This window comes from Bacteroides nordii (assembly GCF_019930665.1).
Taxonomy (GTDB): Bacteria; Bacteroidota; Bacteroidia; order Bacteroidales; family Bacteroidaceae; genus Bacteroides; species Bacteroides nordii.
This window is the reverse complement of record NZ_CP082886.1, coordinates 4,237,893-4,256,069: the sequence shown is the minus strand read 5'-3', so window position 1 is coordinate 4,256,069 and position 18,177 is coordinate 4,237,893. Positions and strand designations below refer to the sequence as shown.

Annotated in this window: 17 protein-coding genes; 13 read left to right on the top strand and 4 right to left on the bottom strand. The window is 39.2% G+C overall.

Going from position 1 to position 18,177, the window contains the following annotated elements:
* Nucleotides 1-72 precede the first annotated feature (72 nt).
* Entirely contained in the window at nucleotides 73-1,770 is a 1,698-nt protein-coding gene (locus tag K8P02_RS16835) for a Na/Pi cotransporter family protein (protein WP_025867037.1), read from the top strand.
* 72 nt (nucleotides 1,771-1,842) lie between these two features.
* Here the strand turns inward: K8P02_RS16835 and rd are convergent, their stop codons facing one another.
* A complete protein-coding gene (gene rd / locus K8P02_RS16830; RefSeq protein WP_002558186.1) occupies nucleotides 1,843-2,007 on the bottom strand; it encodes a rubredoxin in 165 nt (54 codons plus the stop codon).
* Between the two features lie 144 nt (nucleotides 2,008-2,151).
* Here rd and K8P02_RS16825 point away from each other — a divergent pair, with 144 nt between their 5' ends.
* From K8P02_RS16825 to K8P02_RS16810, 4 genes are all read left to right on the top strand, one after another.
* The gene (locus K8P02_RS16825; protein ID WP_002558185.1) at nucleotides 2,152-2,721 is read left to right on the top strand and encodes a nitrogen regulation protein NR(II); all 570 of its coding nucleotides are present in this window, start codon (nucleotides 2,152-2,154) and stop codon (nucleotides 2,719-2,721) included.
* A 72-nt stretch (nucleotides 2,722-2,793) separates the two neighbouring features.
* Nucleotides 2,794-5,478, top strand: coding sequence for a calcium-translocating P-type ATPase, PMCA-type (locus tag K8P02_RS16820; protein ID WP_002558184.1), 2,685 nt, complete (start codon nucleotides 2,794-2,796; stop codon nucleotides 5,476-5,478).
* Between the two features lie 3 nt (nucleotides 5,479-5,481).
* Nucleotides 5,482-6,099: an HAD family hydrolase gene (locus K8P02_RS16815; protein ID WP_002558183.1), complete on the top strand. Its 618-nt coding sequence runs from the start codon at nucleotides 5,482-5,484 to the stop codon at nucleotides 6,097-6,099.
* Nucleotides 6,100-6,116: 17 nt separating this feature from the next.
* The gene (locus tag K8P02_RS16810; RefSeq protein WP_002558182.1) at nucleotides 6,117-7,040 is read left to right on the top strand and encodes a bifunctional riboflavin kinase/FAD synthetase; all 924 of its coding nucleotides are present in this window, start codon (nucleotides 6,117-6,119) and stop codon (nucleotides 7,038-7,040) included.
* A 151-nt stretch (nucleotides 7,041-7,191) separates the two neighbouring features.
* Here K8P02_RS16810 and K8P02_RS16805 read toward each other — a convergent pair whose 3' ends face one another.
* Nucleotides 7,192-7,452, bottom strand: coding sequence for a hypothetical protein (locus K8P02_RS16805; RefSeq protein WP_002558181.1), 261 nt, complete (start codon nucleotides 7,450-7,452; stop codon nucleotides 7,192-7,194).
* Nucleotides 7,453-8,541: 1,089 nt separating this feature from the next.
* On the opposite strand from K8P02_RS16805, the gene K8P02_RS16800 reads away from it, so the two are divergent.
* The 7 genes from K8P02_RS16800 to K8P02_RS16770 all read left to right on the top strand — a co-directional run bounded on the left by K8P02_RS16800 (nucleotide 8,542) and on the right by K8P02_RS16770 (nucleotide 13,331).
* Nucleotides 8,542-9,693 carry a 6-bladed beta-propeller gene (locus K8P02_RS16800; protein WP_162173709.1) on the top strand — a complete coding sequence of 384 codons (1,152 nt, stop codon included), beginning with the start codon at nucleotides 8,542-8,544 and terminating at the stop codon, nucleotides 9,691-9,693.
* A 262-nt stretch (nucleotides 9,694-9,955) separates the two neighbouring features.
* Nucleotides 9,956-10,462 carry a DUF3836 domain-containing protein gene (locus tag K8P02_RS16795; protein ID WP_002558178.1) on the top strand — a complete coding sequence of 169 codons (507 nt, stop codon included), beginning with the start codon at nucleotides 9,956-9,958 and terminating at the stop codon, nucleotides 10,460-10,462.
* Nucleotides 10,463-10,499: 37 nt separating this feature from the next.
* Entirely contained in the window at nucleotides 10,500-11,318 is an 819-nt protein-coding gene (locus K8P02_RS16790) for a CPBP family intramembrane glutamic endopeptidase (RefSeq protein ID WP_002558177.1), read from the top strand.
* Between the two features lie 5 nt (nucleotides 11,319-11,323).
* A complete protein-coding gene (locus tag K8P02_RS16785) occupies nucleotides 11,324-11,974 on the top strand; it encodes a DUF2975 domain-containing protein (RefSeq protein ID WP_002558176.1) in 651 nt (216 codons plus the stop codon).
* 14 nt (nucleotides 11,975-11,988) lie between these two features.
* The gene (locus tag K8P02_RS16780; RefSeq protein WP_002558175.1) at nucleotides 11,989-12,450 is read left to right on the top strand and encodes a DUF2975 domain-containing protein; all 462 of its coding nucleotides are present in this window, start codon (nucleotides 11,989-11,991) and stop codon (nucleotides 12,448-12,450) included.
* 24 nt (nucleotides 12,451-12,474) lie between these two features.
* Nucleotides 12,475-13,095 (top strand): DUF2975 domain-containing protein, encoded by a 621-nt coding sequence (locus K8P02_RS16775; RefSeq protein ID WP_002558174.1) that lies wholly within the window; start codon nucleotides 12,475-12,477, stop codon nucleotides 13,093-13,095.
* A 23-nt stretch (nucleotides 13,096-13,118) separates the two neighbouring features.
* The gene (locus K8P02_RS16770; RefSeq protein ID WP_002558173.1) at nucleotides 13,119-13,331 is read left to right on the top strand and encodes a helix-turn-helix domain-containing protein; all 213 of its coding nucleotides are present in this window, start codon (nucleotides 13,119-13,121) and stop codon (nucleotides 13,329-13,331) included.
* A 3-nt stretch (nucleotides 13,332-13,334) separates the two neighbouring features.
* Here K8P02_RS16770 and K8P02_RS16765 read toward each other — a convergent pair whose 3' ends face one another.
* Nucleotides 13,335-14,648: a DUF6198 family protein gene (locus K8P02_RS16765; RefSeq protein WP_025867034.1), complete on the bottom strand. Its 1,314-nt coding sequence runs from the start codon at nucleotides 14,646-14,648 to the stop codon at nucleotides 13,335-13,337.
* A gap of 112 nt (nucleotides 14,649-14,760) precedes the next feature.
* On the opposite strand from K8P02_RS16765, the gene K8P02_RS16760 reads away from it, so the two are divergent.
* Nucleotides 14,761-15,600 (top strand): helix-turn-helix domain-containing protein, encoded by an 840-nt coding sequence (locus K8P02_RS16760; protein ID WP_025867033.1) that lies wholly within the window; start codon nucleotides 14,761-14,763, stop codon nucleotides 15,598-15,600.
* 170 nt (nucleotides 15,601-15,770) lie between these two features.
* On the opposite strand, the gene K8P02_RS16755 is transcribed toward K8P02_RS16760, so the two are convergent.
* On the bottom strand, nucleotides 15,771-18,173 hold the full coding sequence (locus K8P02_RS16755; RefSeq protein WP_223381551.1) for a glycoside hydrolase family 95 protein: 2,403 nt from the start codon (nucleotides 18,171-18,173) through the stop codon (nucleotides 15,771-15,773).
* Nucleotides 18,174-18,177: the final 4 nt, after the last annotated feature.

Genomic DNA, 18,177 nt, shown 5'->3' with positions numbered 1-18,177 from the left:
AGAAGTAATTTGAATTGGATAAATATATGATATAATCGATTAGAGAACAAACAACTATTAAAATAATTATAGATGGAATATTCTTTTTATGATTTTTTAAAACTCATCGGTTCGTTAGGACTTTTCCTGTATGGGATGAAGATAATGAGTGAGGGTTTGCAAAAAGTCGCAGGTGACAGATTGCGAAGCATTCTGACAGCAATGACCACCAATCGGGTAACAGGGGTTTTAACAGGAGTGTTGATTACAGCCCTTATTCAGTCCTCTTCGGCAACAACAGTGATGGTGGTTAGTTTCGTTAATGCGGGATTGCTAACACTGGCAGAGTCTATCAGTGTAATCATGGGAGCCAATATTGGTACTACGGTTACGGCATGGATTATTTCAATATTTGGATTTAAGGTCGATATGTCGGCTTTTGCTCTTCCTCTTCTGGCTTTTGCCCTTCCACTTATCTTTTCTAATAAAAGTAACCGTAAGTCTATCGGAGAATTTATCTTTGGTTTTTCTTTCCTTTTTATGGGGCTTTCTTTTTTGAAAAATAATGCTCCCGATCTGAATGCCAACCCAGACATGTTAGCTTTTGTACAGAACTATACGGATATGGGTTTCTTTTCAGTGTTGTTATTTCTTTTTATTGGTACCATACTGACCATGATTGTGCAAGCTTCTGCTGCAACAATGGCAATAACATTAATTATGTGTGCTAATGGCTGGATAAGCCTCGAATTGGGAGCCGCTCTTGTATTGGGAGAGAATATTGGTACTACCATAACAGCTAACCTGGCTGCCCTGACTGCCAATTCTCAAGCAAAACGAGCCGCCTTGGCACACTTTGTTTTTAATGTATTTGGTGTGATTTGGGTATTGATTATTTTTCATCCTTTTATGGAATTTGTCAATTGGGTGGTAGATACATTCTTCCATCCGGGAAATTCAGAAGTGGCTATTTCTTATAAATTATCTGCTTTCCACTCTATCTTTAATATATGTAATGTGTGTTTATTGATATGGGGTGTGAAACTGATAGAGCGTACTGTTTGTGCTATCATTCGTCCGAAAGAAGAAGACGAAGAGCCTCGCTTGCGGTTTATCACTGGCGGCATGTTGTCTACAGCAGAGCTTTCTATCCTTCAGGCACGTAAAGAAATCCATTTGTTTGCTGAGCGTACGCACCGTATGTTTGGCATGGTACAGGACTTATTACATACGGATAAAGACGATGATTTTAATAAAGTGTTCAGTCGCGTAGAAAAATATGAGAATATCAGTGACAATATGGAACTGGAAATCGCGAACTATCTGAATCAGGTTTCTGAAGGTCGTTTAAGTTCGGAAAGTAAGTTGCAGATACGTGCTATGCTACGCGAGGTGACGGAGATTGAGAGTATTGGAGACAGTTGCTATAATCTTGCACGGACCATTAATCGTAAGCGCCAGACTAATCAGGACTTCACGGAGAAACAGTATGAGCACATTCACTTTATGATGAAGCTTACTAACGATGCTTTGGAGCAAATGATTGTAGTAGTAGAGAAACCCGAACATCACAGTATTGATGTAAACAAGTCATTTAATATTGAGAACGAGATTAATAACTACCGCAACCAACTGAAAAATCAGAATATTCTGGACGTGAACAATAAAGAATATGATTATCAGATGGGAGTTTACTATATGGATATTATTGCCGAATGTGAGAAGCTGGGCGATTATGTAGTCAATGTAGTAGAAGCGAGTAGTGATGTGAAAGAGAAGAAACTTTCGTAGAAGTGATAAACGGATTAGTGATTAGTTCACTGCGTTGTAACCGCATGGCACTAATCACTAACCCGTTTATCACTATTCATTATACTCTTCAAAGTCTTCTTTCCCCACTCCGCAAAGAGGACATACCCAATCATCCGGGATGTCTTCAAAAGCTGTGCCTGGTTCAATACCACTGTCAGGATCGCCCATTTCCGGGTCGTAAATGTAGTCACACACGGTGCAAATATACTTCTTCATATTTCTTTTTTAAAGTTTACTACAAATATAACATAAAAAATATACAGATTGTTCATTGCCCTTTCTTTTTTTACCATAGAAAAAAGGTATCTTTGCGGTATGTATTTGGATAATAGGTAACCGGTTGATAAAAGAATAATGAGAATGGAAATAGGTTTAGTTATTTTATGTTCAGTTCTTTTAGTTGCCTTTCTTTGGGAAAGAAGAAAAGCAGTACAGGTGCGCCGGGCATTAAAAAAAGAGGTGGATGAACTGAGAAAGACAAGCTATATTGCAGGGGCAATATTGCAGAGTGTACATGCTTTTGTTTTACTGATAGACTCAGGTTTTGTTGTGTTGAAAACAAACTATTACAGACGTACAGGCATTAAAAAAGGAGCTGCGGAGAAGAAAGTGGGAGATCTGTTGCAGTGCCGTAATGCGATGTCTGCATCAGGTGGGTGCGGAACACATGAGCTTTGTGGTTCTTGTCCGGTACGTCGTGCCATACAGGAGGCTTTTGATAAAAAGAAGAGTTTTACAGATTTGGAAGCTACCTTAAACGTGTGTACCTCTGGTTATGAATCCGTAGAATGCGACGCTGTTGTTTCCGGAACTTATCTTTTGTTAAACGGTGAAGACCGGATGGTGATCACTGTCCATGATATCACTCGTCAAAAGCAGGCAGAGCGTGCATTGGCAAAGACTAAAATGCACGGAAATGTTACTCCTTAAAAAAAATTAATAAACATTCTATGCCGATTTAATGTTGTATTTTTGCAACCTAAATTTAACGCATGTATCTGAATGACTGCAAAAAACAATGACTATTATCATTTAGGCCTTACAGATAGTGAGGTCTTGGAAAGTCGGGAAAAAAATGGTGTAAATCTATTAACACCTCCTAAACGTCCTTCTCTTTGGAAACTTTATCTGGAAAAGTTTGAAGACCCTGTTGTACGCGTACTGCTCGTTGCTGCTGTTTTCTCTCTGATTATTTCGATTATAGAGAATGAGTATGCTGAGACTATCGGTATCATAGTTGCTATTTTGCTGGCTACTGGTATCGGTTTCTTTTTTGAGTATGATGCAAGCAAAAAATTTGATTTGCTGAATGCTGTCAACGAAGAAACACTTGTAAAAGTGATTCGTAACGGACGAATTCAGGAAATCCCCCGAAAAGACATTGTAGTAGGAGATATTGTAGTGCTTGAGACCGGTGAGGAGATTCCTGCCGATGGTGAGTTGGTGGAAGCCATCTCTCTACAGGTCAATGAATCCAATCTGACGGGTGAGCCGGTTATTAATAAGACGATTGTCGAAGCTGATTTTGACGACGAAGCGACTTATGCCTCCAACATGGTGATGCGGGGTACGACGGTAGTTGATGGTCACGGTATGATGAAGGTGCTTCGTGTTGGTGATGCTACGGAAATCGGAAAGGTAGCCCGGCAAAGTACGGAACAGAGTGGTGAACCTACTCCGCTGAACATACAACTTACCAAACTGGCCAAACTGATAGGTAAGATTGGCTTTACTGTAGCAGGAGCTACTTTTATCATTTTTGTTTCAAAAGACTTATATCACTATATTTCGGCCAATGAAATCGTAGGTTGGCATAACTATATGGCCATAGCCCAGATAGTACTGAAGTACTTCATGATGGCTGTTACATTGATTGTAGTTGCGGTACCCGAAGGTTTGCCGATGAGTGTGACGCTCAGCTTAGCTCTGAATATGCGTCGCATGCTTTCTACCAACAATCTTGTGCGTAAAATGCATGCTTGTGAGACGATGGGAGCTATTACCGTTATCTGTACGGATAAGACTGGTACGCTGACTCAGAACCTGATGCAGGTACATGAACCGAATTTCTATGGATTAAAAGATGGAGGTGTACTTGCCGGTGATGATATCAGCAAATTGGTGATAGAAGGTATCAGTGCCAATTCTACCGCTTTTCTTGAAGAAACCGGTGAAGGTGAAAAACCAAAAGGTGTAGGAAATCCTACGGAAGTAGCATTGCTTTTGTGGCTCAACGCTCAACAACAGAACTATCTGGAATTCCGTGAACAGGTTACTGTACTGGATCAGCTGACTTTCTCTACCGAGCGTAAGTTTATGGCTACTTTGGTACAGTCTCCCCTTATCGGTAAAAAAGTGCTATATATAAAAGGTGCTCCCGAAATTGTACTTGGAAAATGTAAGGAGGTAATCCTCGACGGCAAGCGGGTGGATACGGTTGAATATCGTTCTACGGTAGAAGAGCAGTTGTTGGGCTATCAAAATATGGCAATGCGTACGTTAGGATTCGCTTTTAAAATAGTGGATGATAATGCACCTAATGATTGTGTCGAGTTGGTTGCTGCCAATGATCTTAACTTCTTAGGGGTTGTTGCTATCTCCGATCCGATTCGTCCCGACGTTCCGGCTGCTGTGGAAAAATGTCAGTCGGCAGGTATTGGCATTAAAATTGTAACGGGCGATACTCCGGGTACGGCTACTGAAATAGCCCGTCAGATAGGACTTTGGAATTCCGAGGATACGGAACGTAACCGGATTACCGGTACTGCCTTTGCCGAGTTGACCGATGAGGAAGCTCTGGACAGGGTGATGGATTTGAAGATAATGTCTCGTGCCCGTCCTACTGATAAACAACGTCTGGTGCAGTTGCTGCAACAGAAAGGGGCTGTAGTTGCTGTAACCGGTGACGGAACCAATGATGCTCCCGCATTGAACCATGCACAAGTAGGACTTTCAATGGGTACGGGAACTTCCGTAGCCAAGGAAGCCAGCGATATTACTTTGCTTGACGATTCGTTCAACAGTATCGGTACGGCTGTGATGTGGGGACGTTCGCTTTATAAAAATATCCAGCGATTTATCGTATTCCAGCTTACAATCAACTTTGTTGCACTGCTTATCGTATTGCTCGGTTCATTTATGGGCACAGCTTTGCCGCTGACCGTGACTCAGATGTTGTGGGTGAACCTAATTATGGATACATTTGCTGCTCTGGCATTGGCTTCTATTCCGCCAAGTGAAACCGTGATGAATGAAAAACCCCGTCGCAGCACTGATTTTATTATCAGTAAAGCGATGCAGTACAATATATTCGGGGTCGGTACCGTTTTCCTGATAGTATTGTTGGGTATGATTTACTATTATACGAATGCTGAAGGTGGAATGACCGTGCACCGTCTTACAATCTTCTTCACTTTCTTTGTTATGCTGCAATTCTGGAACCTGTTCAATGCCCGTGTGTTTGGAACAAACGACTCGGCATTTAAGGGACTTTCCAAATCGTATGGCATGGAGCTGATTGTGATTGCTATCCTTGGCGGACAGATTCTGATCGTACAGTTTGGTGGAGCAGTATTCCGTACCGAACCGCTCGACTGGCAGACGTGGCTGATCATAATAGGTACCTCATCACTCGTTCTGTGGGTGGGAGAACTTATCCGCTTCGTTCAGCGTTTAATACATAAATAAAAGATGAAAAGAAAAGGAATAAAAAACCTTCTTATTGATTTTGGGGGCGTTCTGATAAATCTCGATCGTCCGCGTTGTATTGAGAATTTTAAAAAGTTGGGATTGCAAAATGTAGATGAACTGTTGAATGTTTATCATCAGCAGGGTATCTTTATGCAGCAGGAAAAGGGATTGGTAACTTCTGCTGAGTTTCGTGACGTTATCCGGCAGATGGTAGGGAAGCCATTAACAGATCAGCAGATTGATGATGCCTGGAACTCTTTTCTGGTGGATATTCCTACTTACAAACTTGATTTATTGCTGAAACTTCGTGAAAAGTATGTGGTTTATCTGTTGAGTAATACCAACGATATTCATTGGAAGTGGTCTTGTGAGAATGTTTTTCCTTATCGTGGCTTCCAGGTGGAAGATTATTTTGAAAAGATATATCTTTCGTTTGAGATGAAGATGGTAAAGCCCGATACAGAGATATTTGAAACAGTACTTGCAGATGCCAATATCGACCCGAAAGAGACTTTTTTTATTGATGATTCGGAGGCGAACTGTCTGGCAGCCCAGGCATTGGGTATTTCTACTTATACGCCGCAGGCAAACGAAAATTGGAGCCATATCTTTAATTAAACCGATTTTACTGACTGATGCAGATTATTCGTAATATACCGGGTACATTACTCGAGCCATGTGTGGCTACCATTGGATTTTTCGATGGAGTACATACAGGTCACCGTTTCCTCATTGAACAGGTGAAGGAGGTAGCTGCTACCCGTGGGTTACGTTCGGCTTTGATTACTTTTCCTGTTCATCCCCGTAAGGTGATGAAGGCCGATTATCATCCGGAGTTACTCACTACGCAGGACGAAAAGATTGCATTACTGGCTGAAACCGGAGTAGATTATTGCATTATGCTCGATTTTACTCCGGAGATATCCTGGTTTACTGCCCGGGATTTTATGACTACCATTTTGCAGGAACGTTACCAGGTACAATCGCTTGTAATTGGTTACGATCATCGCTTTGGTCATAATCGTAGTGAGAGCTTTGAAGATTATTGCCGTTATGGTGAAGAAATCGGTATGCAGATAGTTCTTGCGCGCGCGTATATATATAAGGAGATCCATATCAGTTCTTCCGTGATTCGTGACTATCTCCATCAGGGAGATGTTAAGATGGCTGCGCGTTGTCTTGGGTATGATTATTTTTTGGATGGGACGGTGGTTAGCGGTTATCAGGTTGGACGTAAAATAGGCTTTCCAACAGCTAATCTCAGTGTAGACGATCCTGATAAGCTTGTCCCTGCGGATGGAGTATATGCTGTGCAAGTCAGTTTTGATGGATGTACCTATGCCGGTATGTTGAATATTGGTCATCGCCCTACACTTAATAATGGGATGAATCGAAGTATTGAAGTGCATATCCTTCATTTCCATTCAGATATCTATGATAAATTTATTCGTATCTCTTTTGTGCAATACATCCGTCCTGAGATGAAATTTGACGGGATAGAAGGGCTTATTGCACAACTCCATAAAGATGCAGCAGCGGTAGAAACTCTGTTGCTGTAAACTCGTGATAATCAATGCTTAAAAGAATGTACACTTTTGTATCGCAAAAATGTACATTCTTGATACATAAGAATGTACATTCTTGTTGTAGAAAAGTGTATACTCTTGCAATCCTTTATTATCGTATTCATTTTCTTGAATAAATATTCTCTTAAAGGAAACGTTTCACTACTCTTTCTCTGCATCGATATAGGCGGATCAGTTCTGTAACGGTACATGTATAGTATTCCTGTTCGATAGAAAATAGAATGCTGTCGAGCAGACATAGGCAACACAGTAATTCTTGTTTGGGCAGCGCTTCAATGTATCCGGGAGATTCAATGCCGGGGTAGTACTCTTTAAGAAAGGAGATCTTATCAACCGATTGCTCCAGATCGGTTTTCATAAGACAAGGGCAGGAATAATCGTTCATATATTTGTGTGTTTTAACCGATTGAAAGGCTTCCATGCATGTATAAAAAGGCGTGGAAGCTATATACTATATTATCCCATTGAGGCTCTGGTAAGCCCACACATAAATAATACGCAATAGCTCCACGCCCAGATGGTATATAACAAAGTTATATGCATCTTGGACGTGGAGAGTCTCACCTATTATCTGCATGTGTTAAAATTTACCAGATTTCAATGGCAGATAACAATAAGATTTCTCCGTCGTTCAATAAAAACGATGCACCCATTTCTTGGTTGCATTGCAAAGATAGGAATAATTTGATAATCCGATAACTTTCTCTGATAAAAATAATTGTCTGTCTTTTTTCTCCTTTACCTCTTATATTTCTCTTGTTTTATCCCTTTTTACATGTGTAAGGGGAGTTTGAAGTTATTTGGCTTCAGAGTAGAAATATCCTACTGGTATATGCTTCGTTTTAAAGTACAAAAACAAAACTGGAATATCGCAATTCTATAGGGTCAATTTTTATTATAATTTCAATGGATCAGTTTTAGTTATAAAGGTGGGTCAGAGAACTTTTATAATAGTGGGTCAAGTGACTTTATATTTTCCATTAAATGATCATATGATTAATGATGATTATTTTGTTACAATAGAAAAGCTAGCTATTTCTTATTCTTGTTTTATTTGTAATGTCTTATGAATTTTCTGCTTGTTGGTCGTAGAGATTTGTCTTGTTGGTCGTAGAGAAACATCCCATTTCTCTACGAGTTTCATCTTATTTCTCTACGAGCAAAAAAAAACAATATTTAATACATTGATAATGAAGTGTTTGTGTTTTGGATTGTTTGTGTGAATATTTTAATGCAAAAAGTGTTCTATTTTTTCTTTCTGTAGCTTCTTTTCTTTCCTGAATAATTACAAAATGGTAAGGTATGCTCAAAGTCTGGTTAAAATGTATGTGTTTATTCTTGCCTAATTTGTATCTTTTCAATTATATAACAGGTTTGAATACCTATTTGGCAGAGATAGACATGTGTGTGTTTATAACTCCTTTTATCTTTGTAGTAATACTTATATAAATTCTAAAAAATACAATTAATGCCTATGAAGCCAACTATTTTCATACTGTGTTTTATATTATTTACTTGTTACAAAAACTCAAATGCGAGAGATCATAATATACCAGATGTAAAAACATTCACTTTTAAAGAAGCTGGAGGAGTATTAGAAGATACTGTTTTCTTTAAATCGAAGAAAATAATACCTCTGGAAACAAATGATCTGGCATTAATTGGGCAAATAGATCGTATTTGTATGGCAGAAGATACTCTTTTTGTTCTTGATCAGCAATCTAACAGTGTTATTGTTTACGATAAAGACGGGAAGTATATAAATAGAATAAGGAACGTGGGGAAAGGTCCGAAGGAATATATTAATATAGGTGATATCAGTGTGGATAATCTGAATAAAGAACTTGTAGTATTATGTGCGCATCCCTCTAAAGTACAGTTCTATTCCTATCAAGGCAAGTTTCTTAGGGAGGAATCTTTAGGCGAACGGTACTATAGTCATTTAGGTACAGATGGGCGATATATTTATTTTCATGACAACACAAATGTGAATAAAAAGAAGGAAGTAGCTGTTTATGATCGGCAATTGAATCACAAAGCAGACATATTGGAGCATGGAAAGGTATTTGAAAATAATGAATTGGGCACTGTAACCCTTTTTGGTCATGGGAATTCTATGACACAAGACTCTTCTATCCATATTGTGAGAGGATTTGATAATACTATATATGAAGCTAAATATGGGAAGGTTTATCCCAAATATAAATTGGATTTCAAAGAATGCACATTGCCTGAAAGCTTATTAGAAAGCAAGATGAAATCTTTTGAATTTCTGGATCTTTGTAGGGAGAAACATTATGTAGTATCTTTAGAAGAAGTGATAGAGAATTCCAGACGTGTATTATTTACAACTAATATTGGCCTTTTTGTATGCGATAAACAAAGTGGAGAGATGACACGGCATCTCTTTCTTTTAGATTCAACAGTGGATGTGGGAAGTAGCAATGTACAGGTAATTGGGAATACGAATAAGATAGTTGTTGCCTGGCCGGTTGCTCGTTTAAAAAATATGATGGATGTATCTTTAGAGCATTCCTCCAAAAATAAGCTTAAAATGGAATTTATAAATAAATTGAATGCCATGGATGATGAAAATAATCCTATTCTGTTTATCTATGAGCTTTAGTTCGTGTTTCTAAAATGATAGTGTGTAGTTTTTTGTGTTGACACTATTGGGAGCATTAAATGTTGATTAGAATTATATAGAGGTAGAAAAGAAGAAATAGATCATACTCAGTAATTGAGCAAATAAGCCGCAAAAAAAAACTTTTTATTGTTTATCGATAAATTTTTATCGTTTTTCTTTGGTAGATGAAAAATAATGTTTTCCTTTGCATATCGAAAAACGATAAATAATCATTGAATAACAATTAAAAATACATAGTCTTATGAAAAAGTCATTTATGAGTATCTCGATGCTGGTTGTATCTATCTCAATGTTAGCCTTATTTTTGTGTAGTTCTGCAGTTAGTGCACAGACTTCTTCTAAATTCGTTTATAATAAGAGCGAGAATGCTGAAACGGTATACTCTCTTGATAAAAGCGGAAAGTATCTTACTCCGAAACTGAAATATGAATATAGCAAAGACGCTCAGGGGAAGGGCGGAGTAAAGAAAGCCTATCGTTGGAGCGAGGGAGAACAGAAATGGGTACCTTATTATTTGATCAGCATGTCCGAATCCGGAAATAATTCAATAGTAGAGTATGCTGCATGGGATAGCAAAACGCAAGACTTCTCGCTGAATCCGCAAAAGGCTGTTTATAGCAAAGGACTTGAAAATGAAATTCTGTCATACGTGCTTTATAAATGGAATCAGAACGAAGAAAGTTGGGAAGCAAACCAGTATTTACTGTGCGGGGATTATCTCGCAATGGAGGCCGATAGTCTGAATTAAAACAATTATCTTTGCATCCCTTTAATATAAAAATGAAATGAAAACTGCGATAAAACTGGTTCTTATTTACTTTGCAATTTTACAGATTCTGTCACCTATTCTGATAACAGTTCCCTGTGCTATTTATTTGTTTGCCACTACCGGTGGGATAGATAAAGAGGCGCTGATGCAGATGATAATGATTCCGGCACAGATGACCGGTATTCTGTTAATGCTTTTCTACCTTTGGAAAGCAGGTTATATCAGTAATGAAAAAGTAACCTGGTCTACAGTATCCCCTTCTTATCTGGTGCTGAGTGTGGTTAGCCTTCTCTCTTGCTCGTGGTTGGCTTCTACATTGATATCTCACATGAAGTGGTTACCCAATATAATGGAACAGGCTTTCGATATTTTGCAATCCGGTTGGGGAGGAATTGTTGCCATAGCTGTTGTAGGGCCTATCCTTGAAGAGTTGTTATTCCGTGGCGCTATCACCAAGGCTTTGTTGAAACAATATAATCCTGCAAAAGCCATTTTTATCTCGGCTTTGATATTTGGGATATTCCATATTAATCCGGTGCAGGTGGTACCCGCATTTCTTATCGGTCTTCTTTTAGCATGGGTTTATTACAAAACAGCGAGTCTGATACCTTGTATTCTGATGCACATATTAAATAATAGCATATCGGTTTATATTAATATAAAATACCCCGGTGTGGAGGATATGGATGCTCTTGTTGGTGGTACGGCCAATCTGATAATCACTTGTGTGGCAGCTGTATTGCTGGTAGGGTGTTATTGGTTGATGAAACGAACGACAGTAGCTTATCCCTGGAAAAAAGATAATAACATAGAAATATTGACTGAAAACAATTGATTGTCATGAAAAGGAGATTGAATATACTTTGTTTATTGGTAATGCTGGTATTTTGTTACTCGGTGTTTGAGTCTGCTTACTATTTTAGTAATGCATTTATGGCCGGTTTCCAGGTGGGAATGAATGCAGAGCATGATAAAGAACAATTGAAGAGAACACACAATATGAAATCCATCTCTTTGTTTCCGGATGATTTTGTTGATCTGAAAGATTCAGTGTATAATGAGAAATCGGGAAAGTTTGTTCCAGCTATTTATGGCAAATTGATAGTGAGTGTGAATACACCGATTAATCTGTGGTTTAAGTTTACCTCTATGTTGTGCAATTTTATTGGCATTTTCACTATGATTTTCTCTGTGGTCTTCTTCTTTAAATTGATAGTAGCTATTAATAAATCGAATATTTTCAGTTGGAAGAATGTCCGCCGCCTTCGCTGGTTGGGAGCTATTCTCATTCTTAATTTTATTTGCGATGCTCTTCCTGCTTATATCTCGGCTTATGAACTATCGGATGCATTCTCAATACCGGGATATTCTTTGAATTTATCTGGTCTTGTATCCAAGTTGACTTTAACCTTAGGGTTGGTAGCCCTGATTGTAGGTGAGATTTTTGCTATCGGATTAAGAATGAAAGAAGAGCAGGATTTAACTATTTAAGAAAGGAAACGAGTATGAAAAGTTTGTTTAGCAAAGATCCGAAACAAGAGTTGGAAGTGGTGATGACATGCTTGATGTTTATCTGTTTCTGCTGCTTGCTGATTAGCTTTATTCAAAATGCGATGTTGTGTTTTGATTTAGGGAAAGATGACACCGACGATTTCTTGTGGATTATGCTTCCTCAAAGTGTTACTCTATTGGCAATGGCTGTATGTAGTATTCTTATCTTCTGCCTGCTTCGTAATGTGAAACGTAAAGAGGTATTTACGAAGGAGAACTCTACTCTGATTGTGGCTATTGGAGGAATTGTCGAACTGAATGGGTTATTGCAAGGCTTTTTCGGAACTTTTGTCTCTGTGAGCAATCTCCGGCAGACTTATCTGATTTATATTTTGCTTGGAGTATTTATTTTATTTATCGGATGTGTATTCAAGATTGGTGTCCGTATGAAAGAGGAGCAGGAACTCACTATCTAATAATTTGTGTCTGAAAGGATATTTATGGGAAAGATGAAAGCTATAAAAATATTGGGTATATTGGTTTTTGTTATGTTTATGGTAACTGCATTGAAAGATGCTGTGCCAGGCTTTATAGATGGCTGGAATGAAGCAGGTGATTCGAGAGAGTATATTGGTGAGAAAGGTACATATACTACCGATTTCTCTGTGAAGGCAGAGCCGGTTGTTGAAGACTCGTTGTTGAACAAAACTTTTGATAAAAAGGTGCCTTACTCCGTTGCTTGTATACGCACCGTTGTGAAAACTCCTTCCTGGTATATGATGTATCAATGTTGTATTGTACCGTTTATTATTTTATGTATATACGGTATTTATTGTCTGGTCCGGGTTGTCTTTTCTGCTATCCGTGGTGATGTATTTACACGGAAAAATGTAAAGCGTATGCGTTACTTTATTTACTCTGTCATTCTGTTGGGAGTTTGTATGGAGGGTGGAAATTACTTTTTGTATAGTGATTGGACTTCGCAAATACTTTTGGATGGGTATGAAGTGAAAAGTTACTCTATAAAATATCCATGGATGATGTTCTCTATTCTTGCTTTGTTTATTGAGATTTTTGCAGTAGGAGTGAAATTAAAAGAAGAGCAGGAACTTACCATTTGACCTGAACTGAAAAAAGAGAAATTATGGCTATAATAGTAAACCTTGATATAATGATGGCCCGGAGGAAAATATCTCTGGGAGAATTGGCAGAAAAAATAGATATTACGCCGGCCAATCTGTCTATATTGAAAACCGGAAAGGCAAAAGCAATCCGGTTCTCAACACTTGAAGCGATTTGTAAAGAGCTGGATTGCCAGCCGGGAGATATTCTGGAATATAGAGAAGGAGAGGAGTAGTTGCTATGAGATTGTTATGGGGGCTTTATCCTTTCTTTTTAGGTATATTTTTGCAGTCTTCTCAATGATTTTGCATGCCTCGTCTATACCCAAAATGCTGGTGTTGAGACACAAATCGTAATTTCTAGAGTCATTCCACGTACGGCCGGTGTAGGCTTTGTAGTGGTTGGCTCTTGCTTTGTTTATTCGTCTCAGTTTACTTTCTGCCTTGTCTGCAGGCTCTCCGTATTCATTAATAATTCTTTTGAGTTTGCTGTCCCGATCTGCATGTAGAAATATATTAAAGCATCGTTCACAATCCTGTAAGACGTAATTAGCGCACCGGCCTACTATTACACAAGAATGCTGGCTTGCTACCTTGCGGATTACTTTACTTTGGGCAACAAACAGAGCGTCGTCAGAAGAGAGACTTTTCTCAATGGGTACAGTGAAATCCTGCATGATGAATTCGTAGAGTAGTTGGCTTGAAATGTTCTGCTCATGTTGTTCCACATATCCTGGTGTGAGATTATTTTCGGTTGCTACCATATTAATCAGTTCTTCATCATAAAATGCAATACCTAAGTCACTGGCTATTTTTCGTCCTATTTCCCGTCCTCCACTGCCAAATTCTCGTGCTATGGTGATGACGAATTGTGTTTTACGAGGAACTTCGACAGTGACAGAAACTGTCCGGTCACTGAGCATTGTATTTAGGAAAATCAACCGATGATTGAAAAAGCGTGCGAATACGCCGACAAGTAATGCCGCCATAATAGTTCCTTCTCGTACGCCTGTAATCTCTCCGAATAGTATCAGAGACAAAGTACAGGCCAAAATCATCAATGTACAATCGAAACCTATTTTCACCCAGCCAAACTCTTTTTTCTTCTTCTGTGAGATAGCATGTACGAACGCTTCTCCCGATAGCATAACTACATTGGCTATTACTTCCAGACTGACTCCTAACCCGAGAATCATGCAACCCAGGAGTAAAGTAACCATTTTCCAAGGGTAGAATTCGGGCATTACCCATGCCAGTATCAGCATGGAGAGGTCTATGAAAAAACCGAAAAGGATGGAGACGGGGAGCTGTAACCATTGGATTTTCTTAAAATCTTTCTTTAGTAATACGATCTGTCCTGCTATGAGAAAAAGGTTTAGAATAAAAGTCAGTGTTCCCAGTGTGATAGGAAATCCGAGACTGATGGTGTAAGGAAGACTGGAAATAGGAGATGAACCAAGTCCTGCCTTGATAATCAGACTGATTCCTATTGCATTGATAAATAAGCCGGTGATGAATAAAATGTACCTTTTTGTCGTTTCTTTTTTTGACATACCTCTTTGTTTAATTTCAAGTTGCAAAATTAAGCTGTTTTATCTTACCGGATTTGTCGCTAAGTTGCAAAATTAGTTGTCTGTAAGAGTCATATTGATTATCTTTGCCACTATGAATCATCAACGTGAGTTTCGGAAATCCGAAGAGCCTTTTTATTTTGTGTGCTATGATAAGCCAACACAGAAAGAATTGTATGAACGTAATTACAAACTGATAAAAGTGGTGGAGGGGATGATTGCGTTGTCTAATTCCGGGGAGCATATTATGGCGAGAGCAGGTGATTACTTTTTTGTCAACCGTGGTGGGTTCTCGAAGATAAAGATAACGCCTGGTAAGAATGGATATTGCCGCTTGCTTTGCCTGAACCTTACGGAGAAGTTTTTAAAGTCTTATGCACAGAATAATCTGGTACCAGTGTGCACGAGCTATACTTCATTCTATTTTAAGAAGATAAATGAGAATACATTTTTGAAAGCTTTGTTTGCTTCGCTTGCTGTTTATTCGGATGAGGGAGTTCATTTGGATAGAAGATTGATTGAACTTAAACTGGAAGAATGTCTTCATTTGTTGACTTTTACAGATAAGGAAATTGTTGCTTCCTTGTTTAGTAATCCATTGGTTCAGAAAGATCTGGTTGAGTTTATGAATGCTAACTATATGTTTAATGCCCCTTTGGAGCATTTTGCAGAGTTTTCGGGTAGAAGCCTTTCTACGTTTCGCCGGGAGTTTATCCGGCTATTTGGCGCAACACCTAATAAGTGGTTGATTGATAAACGTCTGGAGGTTGCTTATCATAAGATAGCAGAGGAGCGTCAGAGACCTTCGGATATTTATTGGGAGTTAGGGTTTGAAACCCTGGCGCATTTTTCCCGGAAGTTTAAAGAGAAGTATCATATGGCACCGTCACAGTTAAAGGGGGATGACTTAGATGCAGATGTCCCGGCTTTATAAAAAAGGGGGGTAAAAGTAAAATCAGCCATTATTAAAACGCAGATTAACGCAAATTAGCGCAAATACAATTTAATATTTGCGCTAATTTGCGTTAATCTGCGTTTCTAAAGTTACATATTGATAGCTTTATCTGCTTTTGACGCACCCTCTCTTTTCATATGGTATGAATCTTATTTGATTTCCAGCAAATCCTGAACTTTCATTTCAACAGTGATTAATCCCTTACTATCGGTTTTTGCCGAGACTTCTTTTCCGTTCAAGGTTACCGTATACTTCTTTTCGGTAGGAAGTTTTACAGTAAACGTGTTGTCGGCTGTAGCTTTCAATGATGCATGTTGGATCACAGCATCTTCCCATTGTGCCGAAACCTCCGCTCCTCCACGAATACATAAACCCTTGAATTGCCCATTTTTCCATGCTGCCGGCAAGCAAGGCAGGAATTCAACATATCCTTCGTGGTTTTGTATTAACATCTCAGCCATTCCGGCAGCTCCTGCAGGATTTCCGTCGAATGAATAAATGTCATTCGGGGCTCCGGCTATGCCGCCTGGTGAAACAGTCAACAGGTTTTCGCGTGATAACATTCCCTGAAGGGTCTTTACACTTTTGTAAGCTTCTTCCGCATCCTTCAGGCGGGCATAAAAGCAGATCATGTTGGCACGACTCCATTCTGTATCTTCCCAGTTTTCTGCAGCAAGACGCGCTTCTATCGTTTTACGGGCTGCTGCTGCGAGTTCGGGCGTTTTCTCTAAAGTGATTTGTGAGAAAGGATATAAAGCTAATAAGTGCGAAGTATGGCGATGGTTCGGGTGTGCTTCTTCATAATCTTCAAACCACTCGCGGATGGCTCCGTTTGCACGCAGTTGTATAGGAGGTAGTTTGGCTAAAGCTGTTTGCAGATTGTTACTGAATGCTTTGTCAATGCCTAAAATATCAGCAGCCTGGATGCAAGAAGTAAAGATCTCATAAACCAGTTCACGGTCACAGGTAGGCATCATAGAGGCTACCATTTCCTGTCCGTCTGCTGTTTTGAACCAGTTTTCCGGTGAGATACTTGGACCTGTCATCAAATAGCCATTAGCAGGATTTTCTGCCATATAGTCAAGTATAAATTCTGCATTACCTTTTAGCAAAGGATAAGCTACTTCTGCCAGATACTTTTTATCCTGTGTATATTCATACTGTGTCCATAAATGCGTAGCTATCCATGAACTGGCCAGGGGGAATAGTCCCCAGATGATAGTTCCGGATGCCGGGGTGTATCCCCAGATATTGGCAGTTGTATTGGCTGTCCAGCCTTTGCAGCCATATACAACTTCAGCAGTTTTGGTTCCATGTACGGATAAATCTTTGATGTAATTGAAAAGTGGAGTATTACACTCTGCCAAATTTCCTACATTGGATACCCAGTAGTTTTGTTGCGTGTTTATATCAAGATGATAGTCGTTTGTCCATCCCATATTACAAGCCTTATTGTCATTAAAGAAACCTTGTAAAGCAATTGGCAACGGTGAATTCTCACGTGAACTGGCTATTGTCAGGTAGCGTCCGTACTGAAAGTACAAAGCATCGAAACTTGTATCTGTTTTTCCCGATCGTATTTGTTTCCAGCGGATATCTGTAGGTATGGTGTCGTTAGAATCTTTACCTAAGTTCAGTTCTACCCGGTTGAATAAATCTGAATAATCTTTTATATGCGTCAGCTTCAGGGCTTCGTAAGGTTTCATACCGGCCTCTTCGACTGTTGTTGCGCACAAAGCTTTATAATCCGGATTTTTATAATCGGTACGTACGTCTACGATCATTGTCACCGCATCAGCATTGCTTACACTGATACCCGCTTTATCCATTTTTACTTCGCCATTATCGGTCAATACGGCTATTCTTCCTTCAAAATTCACACCACCCGGACCGTGTAACGGAAAGTCTACTTTACCAGTAAAGATCATCTGATTATCTTCGACAGTAAATTCTGACTGACGCATTAGATCCAGAGCCATATCCATGGTGACAGACTTTGGTTTATCTGCTGATAAGCGAAGAACAAGTACATTATCGGGATTCGTAGCAAAGTATTCACGCTTATAATTTACCCCACCTGCATTAAAAGAAACACTGCTGATTGCTTCGTTTAAATTTAGTGAACGGCGATAGTCTGTTATATCTCCTTCAGGATAAGTAAACCTTATTTTCAGATCACCTATAGGAAGATGGGTACCGAAAGATGTTTGCATGCCATTCAGGTTGTCACCGGCTGTCTGATTTCCTTCCCATAACTTTCCTTCGAAAAATAGCTTTCTCAAATTATCCAGTTTAGCACGACCGAAGGGTCTATCCTGATTCTCATTGAACTGCCCTGACCACATGGAAGATTCATTCAAGGCCAGCGTTTCTTCTTCGATTCCACCATAAGTCATAGCACCCAACCGACCATTACCGATAGGTAGGGATTCCATCCATTCTTTTGCAGGTTGGGCATACCACAACTCTGCGGTTTCACCAGCATTATTTGCACTTTGACATCCTGTAAACGCCAGGGTTGCTACTGCTAAATAAGTTTTTAAATGTGTCATATTT